The sequence below is a fragment of the Micromonospora sp. NPDC005220 genome (genome assembly GCF_040607895.1).
In the GTDB taxonomy this organism is placed as follows: Bacteria; Actinomycetota; Actinomycetes; order Mycobacteriales; family Micromonosporaceae; genus Micromonospora.
In genome coordinates, this window is sequence record NZ_JBEXHP010000047.1 from 15,841 (window position 1) to 38,445 (window position 22,605).

Annotated in this window: 29 protein-coding genes and 1 pseudogene; 20 read left to right on the forward strand and 10 right to left on the reverse strand. The window is 71.8% G+C overall.

Annotation, left to right across the window (positions count from 1 at the left end; all coding sequences use genetic code 11):
- The first annotated feature begins 1 nt into the window (after position 1).
- The 6 genes from ABZU52_RS18625 to ABZU52_RS18650 all read left to right on the forward strand — a co-directional run bounded on the left by ABZU52_RS18625 (position 2) and on the right by ABZU52_RS18650 (position 3,928).
- Positions 2–790, forward strand: a complete 789-nt coding sequence (locus tag ABZU52_RS18625) for a DUF2993 domain-containing protein (RefSeq protein WP_354972255.1) — start codon at positions 2–4, stop codon at positions 788–790.
- 104 nt (positions 791–894) lie between these two features.
- Positions 895–972: an Ms5788A family Cys-rich leader peptide gene (locus ABZU52_RS18630; protein ID WP_310503780.1), complete on the forward strand. Its 78-nt coding sequence runs from the start codon at positions 895–897 to the stop codon at positions 970–972.
- Between the two features lie 206 nt (positions 973–1,178).
- A complete protein-coding gene (locus tag ABZU52_RS18635; RefSeq protein ID WP_354972256.1) occupies positions 1,179–2,027 on the forward strand; it encodes a sulfurtransferase in 849 nt (282 codons plus the stop codon).
- Positions 2,028–2,029: 2 nt separating this feature from the next.
- Entirely contained in the window at positions 2,030–2,350 is a 321-nt protein-coding gene (locus tag ABZU52_RS18640) for a DUF1416 domain-containing protein (RefSeq protein WP_030327770.1), read from the forward strand.
- Positions 2,351–2,538: 188 nt separating this feature from the next.
- Complete coding sequence (locus ABZU52_RS18645; protein WP_354972284.1) at positions 2,539–2,997, forward strand: winged helix-turn-helix domain-containing protein; 459 nt, start codon at positions 2,539–2,541, stop codon at positions 2,995–2,997.
- A gap of 70 nt (positions 2,998–3,067) precedes the next feature.
- On the forward strand, positions 3,068–3,928 hold the full coding sequence (locus ABZU52_RS18650; RefSeq protein WP_354972257.1) for a hypothetical protein: 861 nt from the start codon (positions 3,068–3,070) through the stop codon (positions 3,926–3,928).
- A 20-nt stretch (positions 3,929–3,948) separates the two neighbouring features.
- Here the strand turns inward: ABZU52_RS18650 and ABZU52_RS18655 are convergent, their stop codons facing one another.
- From ABZU52_RS18655 to ABZU52_RS18665, 3 genes are all read right to left on the reverse strand, one after another.
- The gene (locus ABZU52_RS18655; RefSeq protein ID WP_354972258.1) at positions 3,949–6,003 is read right to left on the reverse strand and encodes a glycogen debranching N-terminal domain-containing protein; all 2,055 of its coding nucleotides are present in this window, start codon (positions 6,001–6,003) and stop codon (positions 3,949–3,951) included.
- Entirely contained in the window at positions 6,000–6,380 is a 381-nt protein-coding gene (locus ABZU52_RS18660; RefSeq protein WP_354972259.1) for an SCP2 sterol-binding domain-containing protein, read from the reverse strand. Before ABZU52_RS18660 ends, ABZU52_RS18655 begins: the two co-directional genes overlap by 4 nt.
- A gap of 79 nt (positions 6,381–6,459) precedes the next feature.
- Positions 6,460–6,834: a DsrE family protein gene (locus tag ABZU52_RS18665; RefSeq protein ID WP_112584197.1), complete on the reverse strand. Its 375-nt coding sequence runs from the start codon at positions 6,832–6,834 to the stop codon at positions 6,460–6,462.
- Between the two features lie 12 nt (positions 6,835–6,846).
- Here ABZU52_RS18665 and mtfM point away from each other — a divergent pair, with 12 nt between their 5' ends.
- Both mtfM and ABZU52_RS18675 read left to right on the forward strand, forming a co-directional pair.
- A complete protein-coding gene (gene mtfM, locus ABZU52_RS18670; protein ID WP_030327764.1) occupies positions 6,847–6,951 on the forward strand; it encodes a small membrane protein MtfM in 105 nt (34 codons plus the stop codon).
- A gap of 114 nt (positions 6,952–7,065) precedes the next feature.
- Positions 7,066–7,653, forward strand: coding sequence for an FABP family protein (locus ABZU52_RS18675; protein ID WP_238660123.1), 588 nt, complete (start codon positions 7,066–7,068; stop codon positions 7,651–7,653).
- A 21-nt stretch (positions 7,654–7,674) separates the two neighbouring features.
- Here ABZU52_RS18675 and ABZU52_RS18680 read toward each other — a convergent pair whose 3' ends face one another.
- Positions 7,675–8,553: an aminotransferase class IV gene (locus ABZU52_RS18680; RefSeq protein WP_354972260.1), complete on the reverse strand. Its 879-nt coding sequence runs from the start codon at positions 8,551–8,553 to the stop codon at positions 7,675–7,677.
- Between the two features lie 68 nt (positions 8,554–8,621).
- Here ABZU52_RS18680 and ABZU52_RS18685 point away from each other — a divergent pair, with 68 nt between their 5' ends.
- The 4 genes from ABZU52_RS18685 (at position 8,622) to ABZU52_RS18700 (ending at position 12,064) form a co-directional block, all read left to right on the forward strand.
- Positions 8,622–9,050 carry a Fur family transcriptional regulator gene (locus ABZU52_RS18685; RefSeq protein ID WP_354972261.1) on the forward strand — a complete coding sequence of 143 codons (429 nt, stop codon included), beginning with the start codon at positions 8,622–8,624 and terminating at the stop codon, positions 9,048–9,050.
- The gene (locus ABZU52_RS18690; RefSeq protein ID WP_354972262.1) at positions 9,047–10,159 is read left to right on the forward strand and encodes a folate-binding protein; all 1,113 of its coding nucleotides are present in this window, start codon (positions 9,047–9,049) and stop codon (positions 10,157–10,159) included. Before ABZU52_RS18685 ends, ABZU52_RS18690 begins: the two co-directional genes overlap by 4 nt.
- A gap of 23 nt (positions 10,160–10,182) precedes the next feature.
- Complete coding sequence (locus ABZU52_RS18695; RefSeq protein ID WP_354972263.1) at positions 10,183–11,010, forward strand: 3-keto-5-aminohexanoate cleavage protein; 828 nt, start codon at positions 10,183–10,185, stop codon at positions 11,008–11,010.
- A 94-nt stretch (positions 11,011–11,104) separates the two neighbouring features.
- Positions 11,105–12,064, forward strand: coding sequence for an asparaginase (locus ABZU52_RS18700; protein ID WP_354972264.1), 960 nt, complete (start codon positions 11,105–11,107; stop codon positions 12,062–12,064).
- A gap of 7 nt (positions 12,065–12,071) precedes the next feature.
- Here the strand turns inward: ABZU52_RS18700 and ABZU52_RS18705 are convergent, their stop codons facing one another.
- Positions 12,072–12,869 carry an alpha/beta hydrolase gene (locus ABZU52_RS18705; protein WP_354972265.1) on the reverse strand — a complete coding sequence of 266 codons (798 nt, stop codon included), beginning with the start codon at positions 12,867–12,869 and terminating at the stop codon, positions 12,072–12,074.
- 112 nt (positions 12,870–12,981) lie between these two features.
- Between ABZU52_RS18705 and ABZU52_RS18710 the strand changes: the two genes are divergently transcribed.
- From ABZU52_RS18710 to ABZU52_RS18735, 6 genes are all read left to right on the forward strand, one after another.
- Positions 12,982–13,557 carry a helix-turn-helix transcriptional regulator gene (locus ABZU52_RS18710; protein WP_354972266.1) on the forward strand — a complete coding sequence of 192 codons (576 nt, stop codon included), beginning with the start codon at positions 12,982–12,984 and terminating at the stop codon, positions 13,555–13,557.
- Complete coding sequence (locus ABZU52_RS18715) at positions 13,554–14,189, forward strand: hypothetical protein (protein ID WP_354972267.1); 636 nt, start codon at positions 13,554–13,556, stop codon at positions 14,187–14,189. Before ABZU52_RS18710 ends, ABZU52_RS18715 begins: the two co-directional genes overlap by 4 nt.
- Positions 14,190–14,260: 71 nt before the next feature.
- A complete protein-coding gene (locus ABZU52_RS18720; protein WP_030327754.1) occupies positions 14,261–14,575 on the forward strand; it encodes a DUF2516 family protein in 315 nt (104 codons plus the stop codon).
- Positions 14,572–15,459 carry an alpha/beta hydrolase gene (locus ABZU52_RS18725; protein ID WP_354972268.1) on the forward strand — a complete coding sequence of 296 codons (888 nt, stop codon included), beginning with the start codon at positions 14,572–14,574 and terminating at the stop codon, positions 15,457–15,459. The genes ABZU52_RS18720 and ABZU52_RS18725 overlap by 4 nt, the downstream gene beginning before the upstream one ends.
- 11 nt (positions 15,460–15,470) lie before the next feature.
- A complete protein-coding gene (locus tag ABZU52_RS18730; protein WP_354972269.1) occupies positions 15,471–16,208 on the forward strand; it encodes an alanyl-tRNA editing protein in 738 nt (245 codons plus the stop codon).
- Positions 16,209–16,262: 54 nt separating this feature from the next.
- The gene (locus ABZU52_RS18735) at positions 16,263–17,177 is read left to right on the forward strand and encodes an SDR family oxidoreductase (protein ID WP_354972270.1); all 915 of its coding nucleotides are present in this window, start codon (positions 16,263–16,265) and stop codon (positions 17,175–17,177) included.
- Here ABZU52_RS18735 and ABZU52_RS18740 read toward each other — a convergent pair.
- Together ABZU52_RS18740 and ABZU52_RS18745 are read right to left on the reverse strand one after the other, a co-directional pair.
- Positions 17,168–18,136 carry a YafY family protein gene (locus ABZU52_RS18740; protein WP_354972271.1) on the reverse strand — a complete coding sequence of 323 codons (969 nt, stop codon included), beginning with the start codon at positions 18,134–18,136 and terminating at the stop codon, positions 17,168–17,170. The genes ABZU52_RS18735 and ABZU52_RS18740 overlap by 10 nt on opposite strands.
- Before the next feature lie 89 nt (positions 18,137–18,225).
- Positions 18,226–18,345: pseudogene (locus ABZU52_RS18745) on the reverse strand (ABC transporter ATP-binding protein); the annotation flags it as partial.
- A gap of 200 nt (positions 18,346–18,545) precedes the next feature.
- Between ABZU52_RS18745 and ABZU52_RS18750 the strand changes: the two are divergent.
- The gene (locus ABZU52_RS18750) at positions 18,546–19,376 is read left to right on the forward strand and encodes an EI24 domain-containing protein (protein ID WP_354972272.1); all 831 of its coding nucleotides are present in this window, start codon (positions 18,546–18,548) and stop codon (positions 19,374–19,376) included.
- 2 nt (positions 19,377–19,378) lie between these two features.
- Positions 19,379–19,894 (forward strand): O-acetyl-ADP-ribose deacetylase, encoded by a 516-nt coding sequence (locus ABZU52_RS18755; RefSeq protein ID WP_354972273.1) that lies wholly within the window; start codon positions 19,379–19,381, stop codon positions 19,892–19,894.
- Positions 19,895–20,016: 122 nt separating this feature from the next.
- Here ABZU52_RS18755 and ABZU52_RS18760 read toward each other — a convergent pair whose 3' ends face one another.
- From ABZU52_RS18760 to ABZU52_RS18770, 3 genes are all read right to left on the reverse strand, one after another.
- Positions 20,017–20,913 (reverse strand): GNAT family N-acetyltransferase, encoded by an 897-nt coding sequence (locus ABZU52_RS18760; protein WP_354972274.1) that lies wholly within the window; start codon positions 20,911–20,913, stop codon positions 20,017–20,019.
- A gap of 1 nt (position 20,914) precedes the next feature.
- A complete protein-coding gene (locus ABZU52_RS18765) occupies positions 20,915–21,328 on the reverse strand; it encodes a RidA family protein (RefSeq protein WP_354972275.1) in 414 nt (137 codons plus the stop codon).
- Positions 21,329–21,595: 267 nt separating this feature from the next.
- Positions 21,596–22,603: a LacI family DNA-binding transcriptional regulator gene (locus ABZU52_RS18770; protein ID WP_354972276.1), complete on the reverse strand. Its 1,008-nt coding sequence runs from the start codon at positions 22,601–22,603 to the stop codon at positions 21,596–21,598.
- Positions 22,604–22,605: the final 2 nt, after the last annotated feature.

Consider the following 22,605-nt stretch of genomic DNA (forward strand, 5'->3'; position numbering starts at 1 on the left):
CGTGGCGCAGGACTATCCGGTCGATGAGGCGCGACCCCGGCGGCGCGGCCGCAAGCTGCTGATCGGGCTGTTCGTTCTGCTCCTGCTGCTGGCCGGGTTGCTGGTGGTCGCCGACCGGGTGGCGGTCGGGGTCGCCGAGCGGATGATCGCCGACCGCGTGCGTCAGGAGATCGCCAAGCAGGGCGCGCAATCCTCCGCCCCTGAGGTAAAGGTGGGCGGAACTCCGTTCCTCACCCAGGTGCTGGACGGCCGTTACCAGCGGATCACCATCAACCTGCGGGACGTGCAGGGCTCGGTCGAGGGTGACGCCGTCCGGCTGCCGGTGCTCGATGTGACCGCCCGCAACGTCCGGGCCTCGCTGGACACCCTGCGCACCGGCCAGGGTGACGTCGTGGCGGACACCGTCAACGGCGCCGGCACGATCAGCTACGAGAGCCTGGCCGCGCTGTTGAACCGCCCTGGGCTCACCCTCGGCGAGCAGAACGGCAAGCTCACCGTCACCGCCCCGGCCGACATCCTCGGTCAGAAGCTCACCATCAGCGGCACCGCCGACGTGACCGTCGCCGACAACGGCGCGGTCGCCCTGCGGTTCAACGACCTGGACGCCGCGGGTCTGCCGAACCTGCCGCTGGCCCGCGCTTTCCTGAGCAACTACGCCAAGAGCATCTCCATCGACGTACCCCTGCCTGACCTGCCGTTCCAGCTCGCGGTCCGGGAGGTCCGCCCACTGCCGGAAGGACTGGCGGTCACCGCCGACGCGAAGAACGTGCCGATCAACTCCGCCGGCTGACGCCGGAGGCGCGGTGGGACACCGAATCCTCGGCGGCCCCGGCGATTCCCGGATGCTGGTCGGCTGAGTGGCAGTACGGTCACTGGCTGGTAAGCTCCCTGGCCATGGGGACCCACCTCACCAAACGGCGCGCGGTCGACCTGTGCCGCGTGGCCACCTGCCTGTGTCGCCCCGTCATCTGACGGCGGGGCTGTCTCCGGCCGCCTGACGGCGGCCACCGGCACAGGGTTCTCGCACCCTCCGGTCATCCCACCGAACGCCCGGCAGCGGCGCCGTCGCACGAACCCGTGATCCCGTCCTTCCGCTGGGTCCCGCGCGTGGTGCGACAGATGCATCCATCGATACGCGCGCGTTGGCTCACCATCCATCCTCACCAGGGAGTGATTCGATGAGTCGCGACACCGCACTCGTTACGGCCGAGTGGGCCGAGAAGAACCTCGACGCCCCGGGCGTCGTCTTCGTCGAGGTCGACGAGGACACCTCGGCCTACGACACCGGCCACATCGCCGGCGCCATCAAGATTGACTGGAGGACCGACCTCCAGGACCAGGTCCGCCGGGACTTCGTCAACAAGTCCCAGTTCGAGGCGCTGCTCTCCGAGCGCGGCATCAGCAACGACGACACCGTCATCCTGTACGGCGGCAACAACAACTGGTTCGCCGCGTACGCCTACTGGTACTTCAAGCTCTACGGCCACCGTGACGTGAAGCTGCTCGACGGCGGCCGCAAGAAGTGGGAGCTGGACGCCCGCCCGCTCGTCACCGACCGGGTGTCCCGCCCGGCGACCCAGTACGTCGCGCAGGAGCAGGACACCTCCATCCGGGCCTTCCGCGACGAGGTCGTCGCCGCGATCGGCACCAAGAACCTGGTCGACGTGCGCAGCCCCGACGAGTTCGCCGGTCGCCTGCTCGCCCCCGCCCACCTGCCCCAGGAGCAGGCGCAGCGGGCCGGCCACATCCCTACCGCGATCAGCGTGCCGTGGTCCAAGGCGGCCAACGAGGACGGCACCTTCCGGTCCGACGACGAGCTGCGCAAGATCTACGGCGACGCGGGGCTCGACGACGGCAGGGAGACCATCGCGTACTGCCGGATCGGTGAGCGCTCGTCGCACTCCTGGTTCGTGCTGCAGGAGCTGCTGGGTCACCGCAACGTGAAGAACTACGACGGCTCCTGGACCGAGTACGGCTCGCTGATCGGTGTGCCGGTCGCCCTCGGCGACGAACCCGGGGAGGCCTGATCATGACGCTTCCCACCGCTGCGGGCTGCGCCGCACCGGACCAGGCCGCGCCGCTGCCGGCCAGCCTGGACCTGGAGAAGGAGACCGTCATCACCGGCGTCGTCCGGTCTGCCGAGGCGGAGCCGGTGCCGGGCGCGTACGTTCGGCTGCTCGACTCGACCGGTGAGTTCACCGCCGAGGTGGTCACCTCGGCCGCTGGGCAGTTCCGGTTCTTCGCCGCGCCGGGTTCCTGGACGCTGCGGGCGCTGTCCCGGCACGGCAACGGCGACACCGCTGTCACTGCCGGCCGGGGTGTCAACGAGGTTGCCGTCACCGTCGCCTGACCCACTGCTCTGATCGACCGGGGCCGGTCACCCTCCTGGGGTGGCTGGCCCCGGTCGTTTCCGCACCGCACCGGCCCGGACGGGTGCCGAAATCCATCGGCATGCGTCACTATCTACGGGTGGAATTCAGGGATGAAAGTGGCGTGTCCGGCGAAGGGGTCCCCATCGTCCTCTACGTGGGCACGGACCTGTCGATGCGGGAGCGGGTGCTGGGCCAACTCGACGGGCTCGCCCCGGTGCTCAGCTGCGCCGACCTGACCGAGCTGCGGGAGCTGCTGTCGGCGCCGACAGGCCCGGCGCCGGTCAGCCCCACAGTTCAGCCACTCAGCGAGGCAGATGGCCTGGTCGAGTGGGGTGAGCTGGTCGTCGATCGGGCCGGGCACCGGGTCACCTGGCGCGGTGATCCGCTCCCGTTGACCCCCACCGAGCAGGAGTTGCTGGCCCTGTTGATCGGCCCGCCGCCGGTGGTGTGGAGCTACGAACAGCTCTGCGCCTCCGCGCTGGGTGGCGCGGACATTGCCGCGCTGCGGTCCACGATCGGACGGCTTCGCCGCAGGTTGCGGAGCCTGCCGGGCGGGCCGCAGGTGCACACCGTGCGGGGGCTCGGCTATCGACTCGACCCGCCGCCCCGGCGGAACGACCACTGACCCGCGTCGCCCCGCCCTGCCGCCCGCCTCCGCCGCCGGCCCGACGGCGGGCACGTGACACCATGGCCGGGTGAGCGGTGCTGTGCAGACGGGTTGGGCCTCTTCGGCCGGCCCCGCCGCGCCGGCACCGGCCCGATCGCGGCGGCGTTGGCTGCTTGCCGCGACCGTGGCCTGGGCCGTGTTGCTGGCCGGGCTGACCTGGATGTCGGTGCGGGACGACCCGCCCACCGTGCGCGAACAGCGTTCCCTCGATCAGGCCGGCCCGGTGGTCGACCGGGCGGTCGGCGAGTTGGCTCGGGCGGTCGGTGCGGCAGGTCTGCTGGAACTGGGCCCGGCGCGGATCGCGTCCGGCTGCCGGGTGACCCCGTTCGCCGACGGGGCGAGGCTGCGCCGCGAGGTCGGGGTGCTCGCCGCCACCGGCGACCAGCAGGCCGCGCTGGCCGGCATCGCCGACCGGTTGCCGGCGAGCTGGCGAGCTGGGGTCGGGCCTGGGCTGGACGGCCCCGAGCTGCGCGCCGACGCCGGAGAATTCGTGGCCGTCGAGGGACGGCCGACCGTCGACGGCCGGTTGCGACTGGTCGTCGACACCGGTTGCCGACCGGTCGGCGCCGGCTACACGCCGGCCCCGGCCACCGCCGACGGCCCGGAGACCGAGGCGCTGAGCGCGGCGCTGCGGGCACTCGACCGGCCGGACGCCGCGCCGGAGCTGATCACCGCGCCCTGCCCGGGTGGCGGGCTCGCCCGCACCGCGTGGTCCGCGAGCGGTCCCGGCCCGGCCGCCTCGACGGCCGCACTCGCCCCGCTGGCCGGCAACGCCCCACTGCTGGACCAACCCCCGGTGTACGCGTACCGCAGCGGCGTCGTCGCGGTGCTGGCCGAGATCAGCCCGGACGCCACCCGACTGGCCGCCACCGTCGGCTGCCCGGGCTGAGTCATGGCAGCCCGCTCGGGTCAGCCGTTGGCCGGTTGATCCTCCGGGTCACGGCTACGGCCCAACGCGTCGATCTTGCCCCACCGACCGGGGATGTCCAGCAGCTCGACCCGGCCCATGCCCGGTGGCACAGCCGGATCGATGATCAGGTGCTCGCCCTGCGGCTCCAACCCCAGCATCACCCGGAGCAGCAGCAGCGGGGTACCGGTCGACCAGGCCTGCGGGCTGCACGCGGTCGGGTACTCCACCGGGTAGCCGGTGAGGTCCCGGGCGTAGCCGGCGAACGCCTCCGGCAGCCGCCCCTGGAAGTACCGGGACGCCGCCAGCATCGTGTCGCAGATCGACCCGGCCTCCTCCCGGAAGCCGTACCGCCACAACCCCCAGGCGATGATCGAGTTGTCGAACGGCCAGACCGTGCCCACGTGGTAGCCGATCGGGTTGTACCGGCCCTCGTCGCTGGCGAGCGTCCGTACCCCCCAGCCGGAGAACAGCCGTGGGCCGAGCAGGTGCTGGACCACCTTGCCGGCGCGCGACTCGTCCACGATGCCGCTCCACAGCAGGTGCCCGATGTTCGAGGTCAGCGCGTCCACCTGCCGGCCGTCGGCGTCCAGCGCGAGCGCGTAGTGCTCGCGCTCGGGGATCCAGAAGTCGCTGTCGAACCGCCGTTTGAGATCGGCGGCCTGCCGCTCCAGTTCGTCGGCGAACTCCGGGTCGTTCCAGAACTTCCGGGCCAGCCGGGCGGCCCGGATCTTCGCGTCGTACGCGTAGCCCTGCAACTCGCAGGTGGTTCGGGGGAAGCCGGGCAGCTGACCGTCGGCGTACGAGATGGCGTCCCAGGAGTCCTTCCAGCACTGGTTCTGCAGTCCGGTCTGCGGGTTGCGGGTCTGGTACCAGAGGTAGCCGGTGCCGAGCAGGTCACCGTAGGTGTCGATCCACTCCAGCCCCGCGCGGACCTGCCACTCCAGCCTGCGGACGAGTGCGGCGTCACCGGTCCACCGCTCGTACTCGTCGATCAGGATGATGAACAGCGGCGTCGAGTCGGCCGACCCGTAGTACGGCGAGTGTGGCTGCTCCTCGAAGCCGGCGGTCTCCCCGTACCGCAGCTCGTGCAGGATCTTGCCGGGTTCCTCGTCCCGGAAGTCGTCCACCCGCTGCCCCTGGAGTCCGGCCAGCATCAGGATGGTCGGCGGGACCAGCTCCGGCAGGAAGGGCAGCACCTGCAACGAGGTGATGATGCTGTCCCGGCCGAACAGGGTCATGAACCAGGGCAGTCCCGCCGCGATCAGCCGTACGCCCAGGGCGATCGACTCGTAGCGCAGTGCGGCCAGGTCGTTGAGGCTGCGCCGGTACGCCCCGGCCAGCGGCTCGCAGTCGCAGCCGAGCTTCGGTGCCCGGTCGATCAGCTCCTGCTGCTCGGCCCGGATGGCGTCCGCGTTGCGACTGCCACCGTACGGGAGGGTGGCCCGGATGTCCTCGCTCCGGGCCCCGTAGACGACGCTGGACACGTGCAGCCGGGTGGCCCACCTGCCGTTGCGGGCCATCCGGATCCGGAAGCTCATCCCGGTTTCGTCGACCTGCGCCGGCGCGGTGGTGCGAACCACCGTCTCCCGGTGGAACGCCTCCCGCCGGTAGGTCAGCCGAAGCTCCTTCTCGGCGACCGTGACGGTGATCCGGCCCCGTTTCTGCAGAGAATTCTTGATCTCGAACAGGTCGGCGAAGTCGGCCCCGATCTCGATCCGGAGGGTGTACTCAACCTCCGTGCCGAGGTGGTTCAGCACGGTCAGCTCCTCCTCGAAGCTACCCACGATCGCCCGGCTGCGGATCACCGACGCCTTGGCGTCCAGATAGTGCGTGGGCTCCCCGGGGGCGAGGAAGAACTTGGTGCGGTACGACTCGGCGTCGTCGAGGGAGAGGGCGTGCAGCCGTTCGCCGTCCAGGGTGAGCACCCACGTGGACAGGAAGCGGGTGTCGAAGGAGAACAGCCCGGTGGGGAAGTCGTAGGACGGCTCGATGTCCCCACGTCGGTCACTGACCAGGAAGGTGTTGCCGTCCAGAATGCTGACGAGGTCCTTCACCTGAGTCGCCCGGCTGCTCGACGGGCCGTTTCGCGGGGGTCGCTGGTGCCGGGCGGGCTCGGAAAGAATCTGCGGAAGGCGAGGAAGAGCATTACGTTCCCGCTGAACGTGCTCTCGTTGCGCAGCACCGCCGCGACCCCCTGAGCCTCGCCGGTGATCAGTCGGTCGAAGAGGGCGGCGCTGCTGTACCAGATGGCGTCGGCCGGGCCACGCCCACGGATGACCTGCACCGACCCGGGCCGCATCCGGACCAGCCAATGTTCGGTCCGGTGGTCGTCGCCGAGGTCGATCTGGATGGTGCCGTCGGCCAGGCCGCCCAGGATCTCGGGGGCGCGCGACGGCAGTGCCTCGAAGAACCTCTCCGCCGCCTCGGTCACATCCGAATCGTAGGCAGCCGTCCGAGATGTCGGGCCGGTATCGGCACTCCGCTCCTACCGCCCCACCGCCTCGGTGCGGTCAGTAGACGAGCGCCTGCGCGCCCTCGGCCAACGCCTCCTCGACGAAGACGGCGGCACCGGCGATCCGGACCCCGGGGAGTACGTCGTCCGGGCCGATCTCCCGGCGGGCCGCGCACTGCGTGCAGGCGGTCACCCGGCCGCTGGTCAGGATCACGTGCAACAACTCGGCCAGGGGTGCGGAGTGCGGCAGGTCGAACTGCTGGGCGCGACCGGGCAGTGCGAACCAGGTCGACTCACCGGTCAGCCAGAGCGAGACGTCCACCCCGGCCGCGACCGCCGTCGCGGCGACGGTGAATGCCTGCGCGCACCGCTCCGGGGCGTCCGCCCCCGCGGTGGCCTTGACGACGAGAGTGCGGGCCATGTGGCCCAGCATAGGATGGCCGGGATGGTTACCGAGATCGGGTTTGTCAGCCTGCTGGTCGCTGGCCTGGGCGGGCTCGCCGGTGGCCTGGTCTACCTTGCCGTACGCATTTCGAGAGGACGCTGGTGAGCGCGAGGAGTGAGCCGGGGTTGCGAGCCCCGCAGTCGCGAACGAAGGTGGCCCAGTGAGCGCGAGGAGTGAGCCGGGGTTGCGAGCCCCGCAGTCGCGAACGAAGGTGGCCCAGTGAGCGAGAATCCGCTGCAGCCGCCGTGGCTGAACGCGCCGCCGGTCGAGGAGTACCCGTTCGAGGAGAGCCACGACCTGCGGGTCGGGCCGAAGCTGCACCCGGCGCTGGACGCCCTGCTGCCGTACATCGGGCTGTGGCGCGGTCGGGGCAAGGGCGGTTTCCCCACCATCGAGGACTTCGACTACGCGCAGGAGATCCGGATCAGCCACGACGGGCGGCCGTTCCTGCACTACGAGTCGCGGGCCTGGATCCTCGACGAGCAGAGCAAGCCGGTCCGCCCGGCAGGTCGCGAGGTCGGCTGGTGGCGGCCGGTGCTGGTGGATGGTCGGGCGACCGACGAGCTTGAGGCGCTGCTGACCACCCCGACCGGGGTGATGGAGCTGCACCTGGGCAAGCGCACCGGCACCCAGGTCGAGTTCGCCACCGATGCGGTGATCCGGACGCCGACCGCCAAGGAGGTCACCGGCGGGCACCGGCTCTTCGGCATCGTCGAGGGCGCGCTGCTCTACGCCCAGGAGATGGCCGCGATGGGGCACGGGCTCAGCCCGCACCTCTCCGCCCGACTCGTCCGGGTCGGCGGCTGACCAGTCGGGTTCGGCGGCGGGCTAGACGGGGAAGCCCAGCAGTGCGTGTAGGGCGGGGGTGCGCGGGCAGTGGTCCCGGCGCACCCCGTCCAGCATCCGGATCTCGGCGAGCCCGCGCACGGACGAGCTGAACCAGACTCCGTCGGCGGCGTGCAGCTCGACTGGCGTGACCATCCGTTCGGTGGCGTCCAGTCCCAGCTCGTTAGCGTGGGCGAGCAGCCAGGCCGCGGTCGTGCCGGGCAGGATGCCGGTGGTGGCTGCGGGCACCGTGCAGAGCATGTTCCCGGTGAGCCACACCACGTTGGCGATCGGTCCCTCCAGGGCGTACCCGTCGGAGGAGATCCAGAGCACGTCGTCCACGCCGGTGCGGCGGGCCCAACGGCGGGCTGCGCTGTTGACCGCGTACGACGTGGACTTGATGCCCGCCGGCAGCCAGTCCAGTCCGGTACGCGCGTCGGCGGGGACCCCCAGCGGCAGGGTGGCCACCGTGATTCCGTCCTGCCGGGCGGCCCGGGAGGACGCTGGCACCTCGGTCAGCGTGGCGTAGACGGTCGGCGCCGTGCCGGTCTCCGGGCCCCGGGTGCAGACCAGCCGCAGCGCGCCCTCCACCTGCGCCGGCCAGCCCGAACGCACCGTGTCGAGCAGGTCGACCAGCGCGTCGGTGGGGGGCAGGTCCAGGTCGACGGCCGCCGCCGCCGTGGCCAGCCGAGCCAGGTGCTCGTCGAGCAGCCACGGTCGGCCCTCCCGCAGATGCATGGACTCGAAGAGCCCGTCGCCGCGCAGGACACCCAGGTCGTCGCCGCGGAGCACCGGCTCGTCGGCCGGGATCAGGCCGCGCCCGAGCACGGCGATCCGCGGGCTCGCAGAGGCCGGGACCGTGCCGGCGGACGACGTCACCATGACCGTCGAGCCTAGCGGCGGTCGGTCGCGCGCAGGAATGGCCACGATTGCCGAACTATGATCGGACGGTGTCCGAATCCTCCCTCGCGGAAATGCTGCGGGCCCGTGGGCTACGACTGACGCCCCAACGGCAGCTCGTCCTCCAGGCGGTGCTCGATCTGGGCCACGCCACACCGGAGCAGGTGCACACCGCGGTCCGGGAGGTCGCCGCCGGGGTCAACATCACCACCATCTACCGCACGCTGGAGCTGCTGGAGCGGCTCGGCCTGGTGACCCACACGCATCTCTCACACGGCTCGCCGACCTACCACGCCGCCGGAGAGCACCAACACGTCCACCTGGTCTGCCGGGAGTGCGGCGCGATCGACGAGATCGATCCGGAGCTGCTCCGCCCCCTCGCCGATCAGCTGGCCGCGCAGCGGGGTTTCCGGGTGGACATCGGGCACGTATCACTCTTCGGCGTCTGCGCACGCTGCGAGAACGGGGACGAAAAATGATCGACATCGCGGGTGCGGTGGCCGTCGAGAGCATCGACGAGGCCAGCCGTGACCAGCCGGATCCTGTGCACGTCGCGGTCGGCGTGCGGGGGGTGGCCGCGCACTACGGCGACCCGCTGCGTGAGCAGCGCACCCTCGACACCGCTGTCGGCCTGGTCGACCGGTCGCATCGAGGGGTCATCGCGGTGCCCGGGGAGGACCGCGCCGGCTGGCTGCACACTGTCACCTCGCAGCACCTGACCACGCTTTCCGCCGGTGAGGGCACCGAGTTGCTGGTGCTGTCGCCGCACGGCCACGTCGAGCAGCACGCCATGGTCGCCGAGGACGGCGAGACCACCTGGCTGGACACCGAGCCGGGGGCGACCGAGGGCCTGCTGACCTACCTGGAGAAGATGCGGTTCTTCAGCAAGGTCGAACCGCGCGACGCGACGGCCGAACGGGCGCTGTTGTCGCTGGTCGGGCCGGCGGCCATGGAGGCGCTCGGCACGCTCGGCGTGACCGAGCTGGCGGCACCGGACGTGGTCGCGGTGCCCGGTCCGAAGTTCCCGCACGGTGCCGTGCCACAGCGGGCGAGCGCTCGGTACGACGTGAAACCGCTGCCGATCGGCGGCTGGGCCCGACGTGGTCCGCTCGGGGTGGACCTGCTGGTGCCCCGGTCGGCGATGGATCAGGTGGTGGCGGAGCTGCGCGGCGCCGGCGTGCCGGTCGCGGGGCTCTGGGCGTACGAGGCGATCCGGGTGGCCGCCCGGCAGCCCCGGGTCGGGGTGGACACCGACCACCGGACCATTCCGGCCGAGGTCGACCTGATCGCCCCGGCGGTGCACCTGGACAAGGGCTGCTACCGGGGGCAGGAGACGGTGGCGCGGGTGCACAACCTGGGCCGGCCGCCGCGTCGCCTCGTACTGCTGCACCTGGACGGGGTGACCACCGACCAGCCGCCGGTGGCCGGTACGCCGGTGACCCTCGACGGCCGCGCGGTCGGCTTCGTCGGGACCGCCGTGCTGCACCACGAGCTGGGCCAGGTCGCCCTCGCGGTGCTGAAGCGGAACGTCCCGGACGACGCCGCGTTGCTGATCGGCGAGACCGCGGCGGCGATCGACCCGTCCTGAGCGGGCCGTCTAGGATCGCCGGCATGACGACAGGGACGTTGATCACGGTGGCCCCGACCGGCGCTGAGTCGGCCAAGGCGGAGGTGCCGGCGCTGCCGGTGACCCTCGACGAGTTGCTGCTCACCGCGAAGGAGTGCGAGGCGCTCGGCGCCGCCGTGATCCACGTCCACATCCGCGATGACGAGGCCCGGCCGACGCTCGACCCGGTGCGTCTGGCCGACACGGTGGCGGCGCTGCGGGAGAGCACCGACCTGATCGTGCAGCTCTCCTCCGGCGGCGCGGTGACCGACCCGGAGGCCGCCCGGCTCGCCGTGCTCGACGCCCGTCCGGACATGGCCTCCTGCACCATGGGCACTGTCAACTTCGGCGACGACGTCTTCCTCAACCGCTGGGAGTTCATCGTCGACCTGCACACCCGGATGCAGGAACGCGGGATCGTGCCGGAGTACGAGATCTTCGACCTGGGCCACCTCTCGGCGTTGCAGCGGTTGCTCGGCAAGTACGGGCTGCCGGCCGGCGGGCACGTGCACGTCGACTTCGTGATGGGTGTGCCGGGCGGCATGCCGGGCACCACCGAAACCCTGGTCGCGGCCCACCGGATGCTGCGGGACCTGCCCGAGGGCACCACCTTCTCGGCCACCGGCGTCGGCCGGAGCACTCTTCCGGTGCTGTTGGCCTCGCTGTCGACGGGCGGGCACCTGCGGGTCGGCATGGAGGACACGGTGACGTACGCGAAGGGCCGCCCGGTGGAGTCCAACATGCAGTTGGTCGCCCGCGCGGTGGGTTTCGCCCAGCTCGCCCAGCGCCCGCCGCTGACCACCACCGAGGCCCGCGAGCTGCTCGGGCTGTAAGGCCGGGTCTGTCCCGCGCCCCTGTCACCCGGGCGGTGGACCTCCTGGTCACCCCGCCGCCGGGCACCCCCGGACCGTCGGTACCGTCCAGCGCGTGACGAAGACGTACGAGGGCGGCGCGCCGCTCGCCGAGGTGGTCCGGTCCGGGTTCGTGGAGGGTGCGCACCGGGGCTCGGTGGTGGTGCTCGACGCCGCCGGTGTCGCGGTGGCGTCCGCCGGTGACGTGACCTCGCCGATCTTCCCCCGCTCGGCCAGCAAGCCGATGCAGGCGATCGGGATGCTCCGGGCCGGCCTGGTCCTGACCGACCCGGCCGACGTGGCGCTGGTCTCGGCGAGTCACGCCGGCGAGGAATTCCACCTGGCCCGGGTCGGTGCGCTGCTGGAGCGCGCCGGGCTGGACGCGTCGGCGCTGCACTGCCCGCCCGACCTGCCGGTGGGCGCCGCGGCCCGGGAGGCGGTGCTGCGCGCCGGTGGCGGCCCGAGCCGGGTGCAGATGAACTGCTCCGGCAAGCACAGCGGGATGCTGCTGACCTGCGAGGCGGCCGGGTGGCCGCTGGACGGCTACTGGCGGCCGGAGCACCCGCTGCAACAGCGGTTGCGGGCCGCCATTGAGGAGTTCACCGGCGAGCAGGCGGCGGCGGTGGGTGTCGACGGCTGCGGTGCCCCGGTGCTCGCGGTGTCGTTGACCGGTCTGGCCGGGGCGTACCTCCGGCTGGTCGACGCCGAGCCCGGCTCGGTGCCGCGCACGGTGGCCGACGCGATGCGGGCGTACCCGGAGATCGTGGGCGGCACCCAGGCCGACGACACCCGGTTGATGCGCGGTGTCCCGGGGCTGCTGGCCAAGGTCGGCGCCGAGGGCGTGATAGCGGTGGCGATGCCGGGCGTCGGCGCCGTCGCATTGAAGATCGACGACGGCGCCGACCGGGCCCGGATGCCGGTGCTGGTCTCCGCGCTGCGCCGGCTCGGCGTGGACGCCCCGGTGCTGACCGAGTACGAAGAGGTGCCGCTCTTCGGCGGCGGGGTGCCGGTCGGGGCGGTCCGTCCGCTCTGGTGAACGTGCGCTAGCTCAGGAAGTCGAGCAGCGCGGCGTTGACCTGCTCCGGACGCTCCAACGGCAGCAGGTGCGCGGCGTCCGGCACGTCGGGCAGTCGTACCGCGTTGGGGACCTCGGCGGCGATCCGGTCGGCGAGCCGACTGATGTCCGGCACGTCCGCGGCACCGGCGGTGACCAGGACGGGGATCTTCAGCTCGCCGAGGCGACCGATCGCCGGTGGCGTCAGCTCTCCCACCTCGACCGCGCCGAGCGCCAGCTCGGCGGCGAGGGCACGCTGGTCCATCTCCTGCGCGAACGCGACCAGCTCGGGGTCCACGTCCTCCGGCTGGCGTCCCGGGCCGACCACCCAGAACCGCACCTCACCGGCTGCGCCGGCGACGAAGTCGTCCGGGTCGACCTCTCCGACCAGGTCGTCCCACAGGTCGTTCGCCTCGTCGGACCACTCGTTGCCGGAGACCGCCGTGTCGAACAGCGCGAGCGCGCTCACCCGGTCGGGGTGGGCCAGCGCGGTGTCGATGGCGACCGCCCCGCCGAAGGAGCAGCCGACCAGGGCGGCCCGGGGCAGGTTGAGCGCGTCCAGCAGCCCGGCCACGTCGTCGTGGTGCGTGAACGGGGCCGGGGGGAGCTCCGAGTCCCCGTAGCCGCGCAGGTCCGGGACGATCACCCGGTGCCGGGCGGCGAGCGCGGACACCTGCCCCCGCCACATCCGCCGGTCGGCGATTCCGGCGTGCAGCAGGACGACGGGCGAACCGGTGCCGGCCTCGTCGTACGCGATGCTTGCTCCATTGACTGTGATCTTGTGCACGAACGGACCGTACGGATCGGCCGAGCGGCACGCAAACGGGATGCTGAGACGTTGCTAACTATGGTTAGCGTTTTGCTTGCAAGAGCTAGCGCGGACGACTAGCGTCGCTGCCATGGCCACACCCAAGGACCTTCCCGACGTCGGCGGGTTCATCCGCGATCTGCGGCGCAACGCCAAGATCTCGCTACGGCAGCTCGCCGAGCAGGCGGGGGTCAGCAACCCGTACCTCAGCCAGATCGAGCGCGGCCTGCGTAAACCCAGCGCCGAGGTGCTCCAGCAACTGGCCAGCGCGCTGCGGGTCTCCACGCCGGCGATGTACCTGCGCGCCGGTCTGCTCGACGACAAGGAAGGCCACGGGGTGCTCGCCGCCATCGCCGTGGACGCCGACCTGACGATGGCGCAGAAGCAGTCGCTCAGTCAGATCTACGAGACGTTCCGCCGGGAGAACACCCGGCTGGCCGAGGCCGAGGCCGAGGCGGCTCAGCCCGACCAGGCCGCCGACCAGCCCGCCAGCCAGGCCGCCGATCTGGCCAATGTGGCCGCCACCGGCCCCACCACCGAGGGCGGCACACCGACCGAGGCCGTGCTCGAGTCGGTCGCCGTCACCGAGGCGGGCACCGCCCCCGCCCCGGGCAGCACCCCCCAGAAGAAGAAGGCCGCCGAGGCGGCCGAGGAGGAGACGTCATGAGCGAGCCGAAGACCAACCGCATCCCCGCCCCGATCTACGCCGCAGCCGGCGCCGGTGAGCTGGCCATCGAGCAGCTGCGCAAGCTGCCGGCAGTGGTCGGCGTGCTCAGCACCCGGGTCGTCGCCGACCTGGGCGGTCGGGCCGTGCTGACCGGCTTCGAGCTGAAGCAGAAGGCCACCGAGACGCTGCGTACCGCCAACGAGACCGCCGACCTGACGAAGCTGCGCGAGGCGGCCGACATCGACAAGCTGCGCGCCGCCGCGACCCGCAACGCCGCCCTGGTGGTCGCGGGCGCCCAGGCCGCCCAGGAGCGTGCGTTCGCCGCGTACGGCGCGCTGGTCGCCCGGGGCGAGCGGGTCGTCGGTGCCGGCGTGCTGGAGGCCGCCGAGACGGTCAACGCCGACATCGAGGCCACCGAGGCCGTGACGCCGGCCACCACCGCGGCTGCCACCACCGCCCCGGCCGCGGCCCCCGCCGACGCGCCGACCCCGGCCGACGTGGCCGAGATCGTCGAGGCCAAGCCGGCCGCGGTCAAGAAGGTCGCCCGCGCGCCGAAGGCCGCCAAGCAGGCCGAGACCCCCTCGGTGAAGCTCCCCCGGGCCACCAAGCGGACCCGTCCGGCCGCCGAGTAGCTCATCAGGTCGACGACCCCGGCGGCGTCCTTGTCGGACGTAGCCGGGGTCGTGGACATAAACTTGCCGACATGGCCAACGCCGCGCCGATCTTCGCGTTCGAAGTCCGCTACGTGATCGAGCTGATTCTGCTCGTCTTCGCGCTGATCATCCAGGGTGTCGCGCTGGTGCACGCCGTCACGCAGCGCTCCGACGCCTTCCCCGCCATCGGGACGCTGCCCAAGGGCGGCTGGATCGCCATCCTGGCGGTCTGCCTCGTGCTCACCCTGCTCGGCTTCGGTCCGATCAGCCTCTTCGGACTGATCGGCATCGCCGCCGCGCTCATCTACCTGCTCGACGTCCGGGTCGGTCTGCGCGACCTGAGCGACGGCAAAGGGTTCTGGTGAGAGGTTTTCGCTGGCCGCCGCCACCCGACAGCGGGCCCCGCACCTGGGGGCCCGGGCCGGGTGGGCCGCGTACCGGCCGGCCGGCGCTGCCGGAGCCGGAGACCGAGCTGGTCGCCACCCCGCACGGCGTACGGCTGGAGCGGCTGGTCACCGGCACCGGTGATCCGGTCACCGTGTTCGCGCACGGGCTGGGTAACGGCATCGCCACCACCCGCCCGTTCGGTAGTGGGGTGAACGGCCGCAAGGTGTTCTTCCAGTTCCGCGGGCACGGCCGTTCCGAAGCCCCGGACGGGCCGTGGGACTACCTGGACCTGGCCCGGGATCTGCGAGCGATCGCCGATCTCGCGGGCGCCAGCCGGGCGTTCGGTGCGAGCCTCGGCGCGGGTGCCATCTGCCGACTCCTCGCGGAGAGCCCGGAGCGCTTCGAGAAGCTGGTCTTCTTCCTGCCGGCGGTCCTCGACGAGCCACGCGGGCCGATCGCCCGGGAACGCATCACCGATCTGCTGGAGGCGGTGGAGAGCGGAGACGCGTCGGCGGTCGCCGACATCGTCACGCTGGAGGTGCCCCCGGCGGTGCGCAACACCCCGGCCGGCTGGGCCTACCTGCGGCAACGGCTCGACCAACTGCTCCGCGACGGTCTGGCCGACGGTCTCGCCACGCTCCCCGACCAGACGCCGCTGCGCCAGATCGGTGACCTGGCGGCGGTCACCGCTCCGGCGCTGGTGATCGGTTGCGCGGGCGACGACCTGCACCCGGTCGAGGTCGCCGAACGGCTCGCCGTCACGCTGCCCCAGGCCACCCTGCACGTGTACGACCGGCCCGGCGTGCTCTGGTCGGAACGCGCCGACCTGCGCGACCGCATCTCCGGCTTCCTGAACGAGTAACCTGCCCTGTCATGGGCGTCACACAGCATGGCCGGACGCACCGGCTGGACCTTGCCGACCCGACACTGCGCGAATGGACGTGCACCGTCCTGCACGCCGACCCGGAGCAGGGCATCGTGCTGGACCGTTCGGCGTTCTACCCCGGTGGCGGCGGTCAACCACCGGACCACGGGGTGCTGCTCTGGCAGGGCGTGCAGACCCGGATCGTCGGCACCCGCAAGGGCGACGACCCGTACCTGATCCCCGCCGAGGGTGACCCACTGCCGCCGGTCGGCACCGAGGTGGTCGGCGCGGTGGAGGACGAGCGCCGCACCCGGCTGATGCGTACCCACTCCGGCCTGCACGTGCTCTGCGGGGTGGTGTTCCGCGACTTCGGCGCGCTGGTCACCGGAAACTCGATGGAGCCGGGCGAGGCCCGGATGGACTTCAACCTCCCCGAGGTGCCCCCGGACTTCAAGGCCCGCATCGAGGAGCTGGTCAACGCCGAGGTGGCCGCCGACCGCTCGGTCGCCACCCGGGTGCTGCCGCGCACCGAGGCGCTGGCCCTGCCGGACATCATCCGTACCCAGTCCAACCTCATCCCGCCGGACGAGCAGGAGGTCCGGATCGTCGACATCGTCGGGCTGGACGTGCAGGCCGACGGCGGCACCCACGTCGCCTCCACCGCCCAGATCGGCAAGGTGCAGGTGGTCAAGGTGGAGAGCAAGGGCCGGGCCAACCGCCGGGTCCGGGTCCGACTGGTGGATTAGCCGGGTCACGAATTCGGACGCCGGTTGTCAGGTATTCCTGACAACGTCGCAGGCATGACACAACCGCTCGCAGGAAAGATCGCGCTCGTCGCCGGTGCCACCCGTGGTGCCGGGCGGCAGATCGCCGTTCAGCTCGGCGCGGCCGGTGCCACCGTCTACGCCACCGGTCGCAGCACCCGGGCCGGCCGCTCCGAGATGGACCGACCGGAGACCATCGAGGAGACCGCCGAACTGGTCAGCGCGGCCGGCGGCACCGGCATCGCCGTTCAGGTCGACCACCTGGTGCCCGAGCAGGTCCGCGACCTGGTCGCCCGGATCGACGCCGAGCAGGGTCAACTCGACGTGCTGGTGAACGACATCTGGGGCGGCGACCCGCTGGTCACCTGGAACAAGCCGGTCTGGGAGCAGCCGCTGGACGCCGGCTTCCGTACGCTGCGACTGGCCGTCGACACGCACATCATCACCAGTCACTTCGCCCTGCCGCTGCTGATCCGCAAGCCCGGCGGACTGGTGGTGGAGATGGGCGACGGCACCAAGGCGTACAACGACGAGAACTACCGGCTGTCGGTCTTCTACGACCTGGCGAAGGTCTCGGTCAACCGGCTCGCCTTCAGTCAGGCCCACGAGCTGAAGCCGCACGGCTGCACGGCGGTGGCGCTCACCCCCGGCTGGATCCGCTCCGAGGCGATGCTTGAGCACTTCGGCGTGACCGAGGAGAACTGGCGCGACGGTGCTGCCACCGACCCGAACTTCCTCATCTCGGAGACCCCGGCCTTCGTCGGCCGCGCGGTGGCCGCGCTCGCCGCCGACGAGGATAAGAACCGCTGGAGCGGCAGGTCCGTCGACGCCGGCACGCTGTCCAAGGTGTACGGCTTCACCGACCTCGACGGCAGCCAACCCGAGGGCTTCCGCTACATCACCGAGGTGGTCGACGCGGGCAAACCGGCGGACGTGACCGGCTACCGGTAGAGCGCGGCGAGCCGGTCGGCGCTCTCCGCGAACAACTGCCGCAGCTCGGGTGGATCGAGGACCTCCACCTCGGGGCCGAGTCCCAGCAGTTGGTGGTACGCCACCTGGACCGACTCGACGGGCAGCCGCGCCTCTACCCACCCCTGCCCGTCGGGTTCACCGGCGGCGGCGACCAGTTCGTCGTACACGAAGGGGGCATCGACCAGGTGCCGGAGCTGGCGCAGGCCGGCGGGGCTCAGCCGGACGGCGACCTCGGCCCGCAGCATGGTCCGCAGGAACGACCCGGCCTGCTCGCGCCAGTGCCCGGCCAGGTCGAAGCCCTCGTCACGGTCGAAGTGCTCGTCGCCCACCTCGACCCCGACGACCCGGTCCACCCGGTAGGTGCGCACATCGTCGCCGACCCGACCGACCAGGTACCAGACCCCGCTCTTGAGCACCAGGCCGTACGGCTGGACCCGACGGGTCACCTCCCGGTCGCCGCGTCGGTAGCGCAGCTCCGCCACCCGGTCCGCCCAGACCGCGCGGGCCAGCTCGGGCAACCAGAGCGGTGCCGCGTTCTCCCGGAACCAGCCCGGCACGTCCAGATGGAACCGCTGCCCGGCACGGGCCGGCGCGTCGCGCAGGGCGGGTGGCAGCGCGGCGAGCACCTTCAGCTCGGCGGACGCGACCGCGTCGGCGAGCCCCATCTCGCCGGCCGGGCCGGGCAGGCCGGAGAGGAACAGCGCCTCCGCCTCGTCCCGGGTCAGCCCGGTCAGCCGGGTGCGGTAGCCGCCGAGCAGGCGGTAACCACCGGCCCGACCCCGGTCGGCGTAGACCGGCACCCCGGCGGCGGAGAGCGCCAGCACGTCCCGGTAGACGGTCCGCTCGGAGACCTCCAGCTCCCGGGCCAGCTCGCCCGCGGTCATCGACCCGCGCGACTGCAACAGCAACAACAACGAGATCAGTCGGGACGCGCGCACCCGCTCATCCTGCCCGGCCCCGCTCAGCGCCCGCCGGGGGTCAGCAACCCTCTGTCGTACGCGGTGGCCCGGTCGTTGACCCCGAGCTTCGCGCCGTTCGGACCGAGGACGCCGAAGATCTCCCCGGCCTCCACGGCGAGCGACACGTCGTGCACCGCCACCAGATCGCCGTACCGCTTCTTCAGGTGGGTCACCTCGATGACCGGCATCGTGCCGCCTTTCGCCGCCGCTGACTTCGTACCCCTCAAGGCTCGTCGGGGTGACCCGGCGGCGAATCGACTGGTCGGCGACGAACCCGGGCGTCCCCGGTGGATCGCGGACGTCCACCAACCGGTTGATGTGTACGCGGCGCTCTGCTGGCAGCGCTCCGCCCGGCGGATCCGATCACGGCTGGATAGGCTGCTCGATCGTGGATGCCAGCAGAATCGCCAGCCCGGTGACCGGGGTCGTCGGACGCTTCCTCGCCGGGGCGGGGCTGCTCCTGCGCGGGTTGGGCCTCTACGTCCGCAGCCCGGGGCTGATGCTGCTCGGCATCGTGCCGGCGCTGATCTCCGGCGCCCTCTTCCTGGCCGCGCTCGGCACGCTGGTGTACTTCGTGGACGACCTCGCCGCGCTGGTCACCCCGTTCGCCGACGACTGGTCGAAGGCCGCCCGCAGCCTGGTCCGGGTGATCGCCGGGCTGGCCTTTTTGGGGCTCGGTGGGCTGCTCGGGGTGCTCACCTTCACCGCGGTGACCCTGGTCATCGGCGACCCCTTCTACGAGAAGATCTCCGAGCAGGTGGAGCAGCGGTACGGCGGCACGCCGGGCGCGGTGGACGTGCCGTTCTGGTCGTCGCTGCGCCGCAGCCTCGCCGACTCGGTACGCCTGGTGGCGCTCACCGCGTTGGTCGGCATCCCGCTCTTCCTGGCCGGTTTCATCCCGGTGGTCGGCCAGACCGTCGTCCCGGTGATCGGGGCGGCCGTGGGCGGCTGGTTCCTCGCCGTGGAGCTGGTCGGTGCGCCGTTCTACCGACGCGGGATGCGGCTGCCGCAACGCCGGACGATCCTGAAGGCCGACCGCCCCACCGCGCTCGGCTTCGGAGTGGCTGTCTTCCTCTGCTTCCTGATTCCGCTCGGCGCCGTGCTGATCATGCCGGCGGCGGTCGCCGGTGCGACCCTGCTGGCCCGCCGCTCGTTGGGCCAGACGATCGACGGCCCACTGTCCGCGCCGCCCGCCGGCCGGCCCGTCGAAAGGAGCTAGCCGTGGAGATCACCCTGATCGAGGGGGACATTACTGCCCAGCGGGTGGACGCCATCGTGAACGCCGCGAACTCGTCCCTGCTCGGCGGCGGTGGAGTCGACGGGGCCATCCACCGGCGCGGCGGCCCCGCCATCCTGGCGGAGTGCCGGGCGCTGCGGGCGTCCCGCTACGGCAAGGGCCTGCCCACCGGCCAGGCGGTGGCGACCACGGCCGGAGAGCTACCGGCCCGCTGGGTGATCCACACCGTCGGACCGGTCTGGTCACGCACCGAGGACCGCTCGGCGCTGCTGCGCGACTGCTACGCCAACAGCCTGCGGGTGGCCGACGAACTGGGCGCGGCCACTGTGGCGTTCCCGCTGATCTCCGCCGGCATCTACGGCTGGCCGGTCGACGACGCGGTCCGGCAAGCACTGGTGGTGCTGCGCTCGGCCACCCCGGCCACCGTCACCGAGGCCCGCCTGGTGCTCTTCGGCGCCGACACGCACGCCACCGCCCGCCAGGTGTTCGAGGCCGGCTGACCGGCCCCGTCATCCCTCCTGCCTAGATCCTCTCGCCTCGATCAAGTGATGAAAAGTAGGTTCCAGGGGGTCTCGTGGAGCTACTTTTCATCACTTGATCAAGGCAGGCCGTCGACTGCTGATCAGGTCAGGTCGGCCAGGCAGGTCCACTGCGATGCCACCGGTCGGTAGCCCAGCCGGGCGTTGATCGCGAGCATGGGCGCGTTCGCCTCGTCGTTCGAGGTGTACGCGGTCCGTACCCCGGTGGCAGCGGCCCGGTTCAGGGCCGCCGTCTTGGCGAGCCGAGCCAGCCCGCGCCCCCGGTACGCCGGAACGGAGCAGGTGTAGTTCGACCACATCCGGTCCCCGTCCCGCTTCACGAGACTGAACGCGGCCACCTCGCCGTCGACAAGGGCTGCGGTGCTGGCCGTCTTGTCCAGGCCAAGTTCGTCCCAGACGTCGTACTGCCAGCTCTCGAAGGTGACCGCGTCAACGGGTACGTCGCCGGGTTCGTCGATGGCCGAGGCCACGTCCGCCTCGTAGAGCAGGCGAGGGTCCAGCTCCGCGATCGGGCGCAGCAGCACGGCCGGGGGTGGTTCCGGCAGCGCGGGCGGCGGATTCAGGTCCAGTGCCGAGTAGCGCACCTCGCGGCTCGGCGAGAATCCGTGCCGGTCGGCGAATGGCAGCGAGTCGGATTGCGCCATGGCGCGCACACGGCGTACTCCCAGCGGGCGGAGGTGGTCGGTGGCGGCGGTCAGCAGCGCCGTGCCGACGCCGCGCCTCCGATGATCCGGGTGTACGTGCAGCAGATTGACGTTGCCGAAGTCCGGTACCGATGTCGAGGCATTGGGTTCAGCGGACGTCCAGCCGACCACCCGGCCGTCGACCTCGGCCACGAAGGCGGCCCAGCCACCGTGTGGCGGCGGTTCGGCGAGCATCTTCCGGGTCGACTCAATCCCGCGCACCAGGTACGGGTAGACGATCGCCCGCAGCGCCACCACGCCCGGGGCGTCGTCCGGCTGCGCTACGCGGATCCGCATGTCAGACCCCCACCCGTACGGCGGCGACGGCCTCGACCTCGACGAGTTGGTCGGAGTAGCCGAGAACCGCCACGCCGAGCAGGGTGCTGGGCGGGTCGTGGTCGCCGAAGAAGTCCCGGACGACCTCCCAGACGGTCACGAGGTCGGCCTGTTGCGCCGACGCCACGTAGACGGTGGTCTTGACGACGTCGGTCAGCCGGGCGCCGGCCGCGTCGAGGGCGGTCTCCAGGTTCATCATCACCTGCCGGGCCTGCGCGGCGTGGTCACCCGGCGCGACGACGCAGCCCTCGGCGTTCAGCGGACACGCTCCGGCGGTGAACACCAGTCGGGCGGGCGGCTCGACGGTGGCCGCGTACGCGTACTCGGCGACGTCGGAGAGCGCGGGCACGTGCAGCAGCGCAACAGGATCCGGCATGCCGGCGAGGCTAAACGACGCCGCCCCCCAAAGCGACGCAATAACCACCCACCGCCACCACGCCATCCACCCCACACGCTGCCTACGGCAGCGCACAAAGAGATCTTGGAAGGAAGTGCCCCTGAAGGGGCCGACTTTCTCCAAGATCTCTCGTGGTCTCGTGTTCAGGCAGCAACTTCAGGGTTATTGCTGCCTCACGACGCCGGGAGGCAGCAACAACCCTGAAGTTGCGCGGATCTTGACGGCGGGTCGGCGCACCCCCCGGGGTCAGGCGGAGGCGCGGCGGATCAGTTCGGTGGGGAGCATGACCGCCTGTTCGATGGTTTCCCCGGCGGCCAGCCGGAGCAGTTGTCGGGTCATCCGGCGGCCGAGTTCCACGATCGGCTGGCGGACGGTGGTCAGCGGTGGCTCGGTGTAGGCGGCGGTCTCGATGTCGTCGAAGCCGATCACCGCCACGTCCTCCGGCACCCGCCGACCGGCCTCGCGCAGCGTCCGCAGGGCGGCGTGCGCCATCAGGTCGGAGGCGGCGAAGACGCCGTCGAGGTCGGGATGTTCGGTGAGCAGGTGGCGCATCGCCGCCGACCCGGATTCCCGGGTGAAGTCACCGATGGCGATCAGCTCGGGCAGCCCCGCGTCGGCGACGGTGTTGCGGTAGCCGCTGAGCCGTTCGATTCCGGCGACCATGTCCTGTGGCCCGGCGATGGTCGCGATCCGTCGACGACCGCTGTCGATCATGTGCCGGACGGCTGCGGTCACCCCGGCCACGTGGTCGACGTCGACGTACGGGACTGGCACGTCGCCGAGTGGCCGGCCGCTGACCACCACCGGGATGCCGAGTCGGGCCAGCGTGCCGGGCAGCGGGTCGGCACCGTGCAGCGACGCGAAGAGCACGCCGTCGACGTGCCGACCGGTGGTGTACCGCTCGACCCGCTGGTGCCCGGCAGGCGAGCCGGCGAGCATCAGCACCAGTTGCTTGTCGGCCGCCTCCAGCTCCTGGCTGACGCCCCGGATGATGCCGGGGAAGACCTGGTCGTCGGAGAAGACCCGGGTGGCCGCCTCCGGCATGACCAGGGCGATCGAGTCGGTGCGCTGGGTGACCAGGCTGCGGGCGGCGAGGTTGGGGACGTACCCCAACTCGGCGACCGCCCGGGTGACCGCCTCGCGGATCGGTTCGGCGACGGTGGTGGAGCCGTTGACCACCCGGGACACGGTGGCGCGGGACACCCCGGCCCGTGCTGCCACCGCTTCGAGCGTCGGCCGCTGCGCTGTCGTCATCG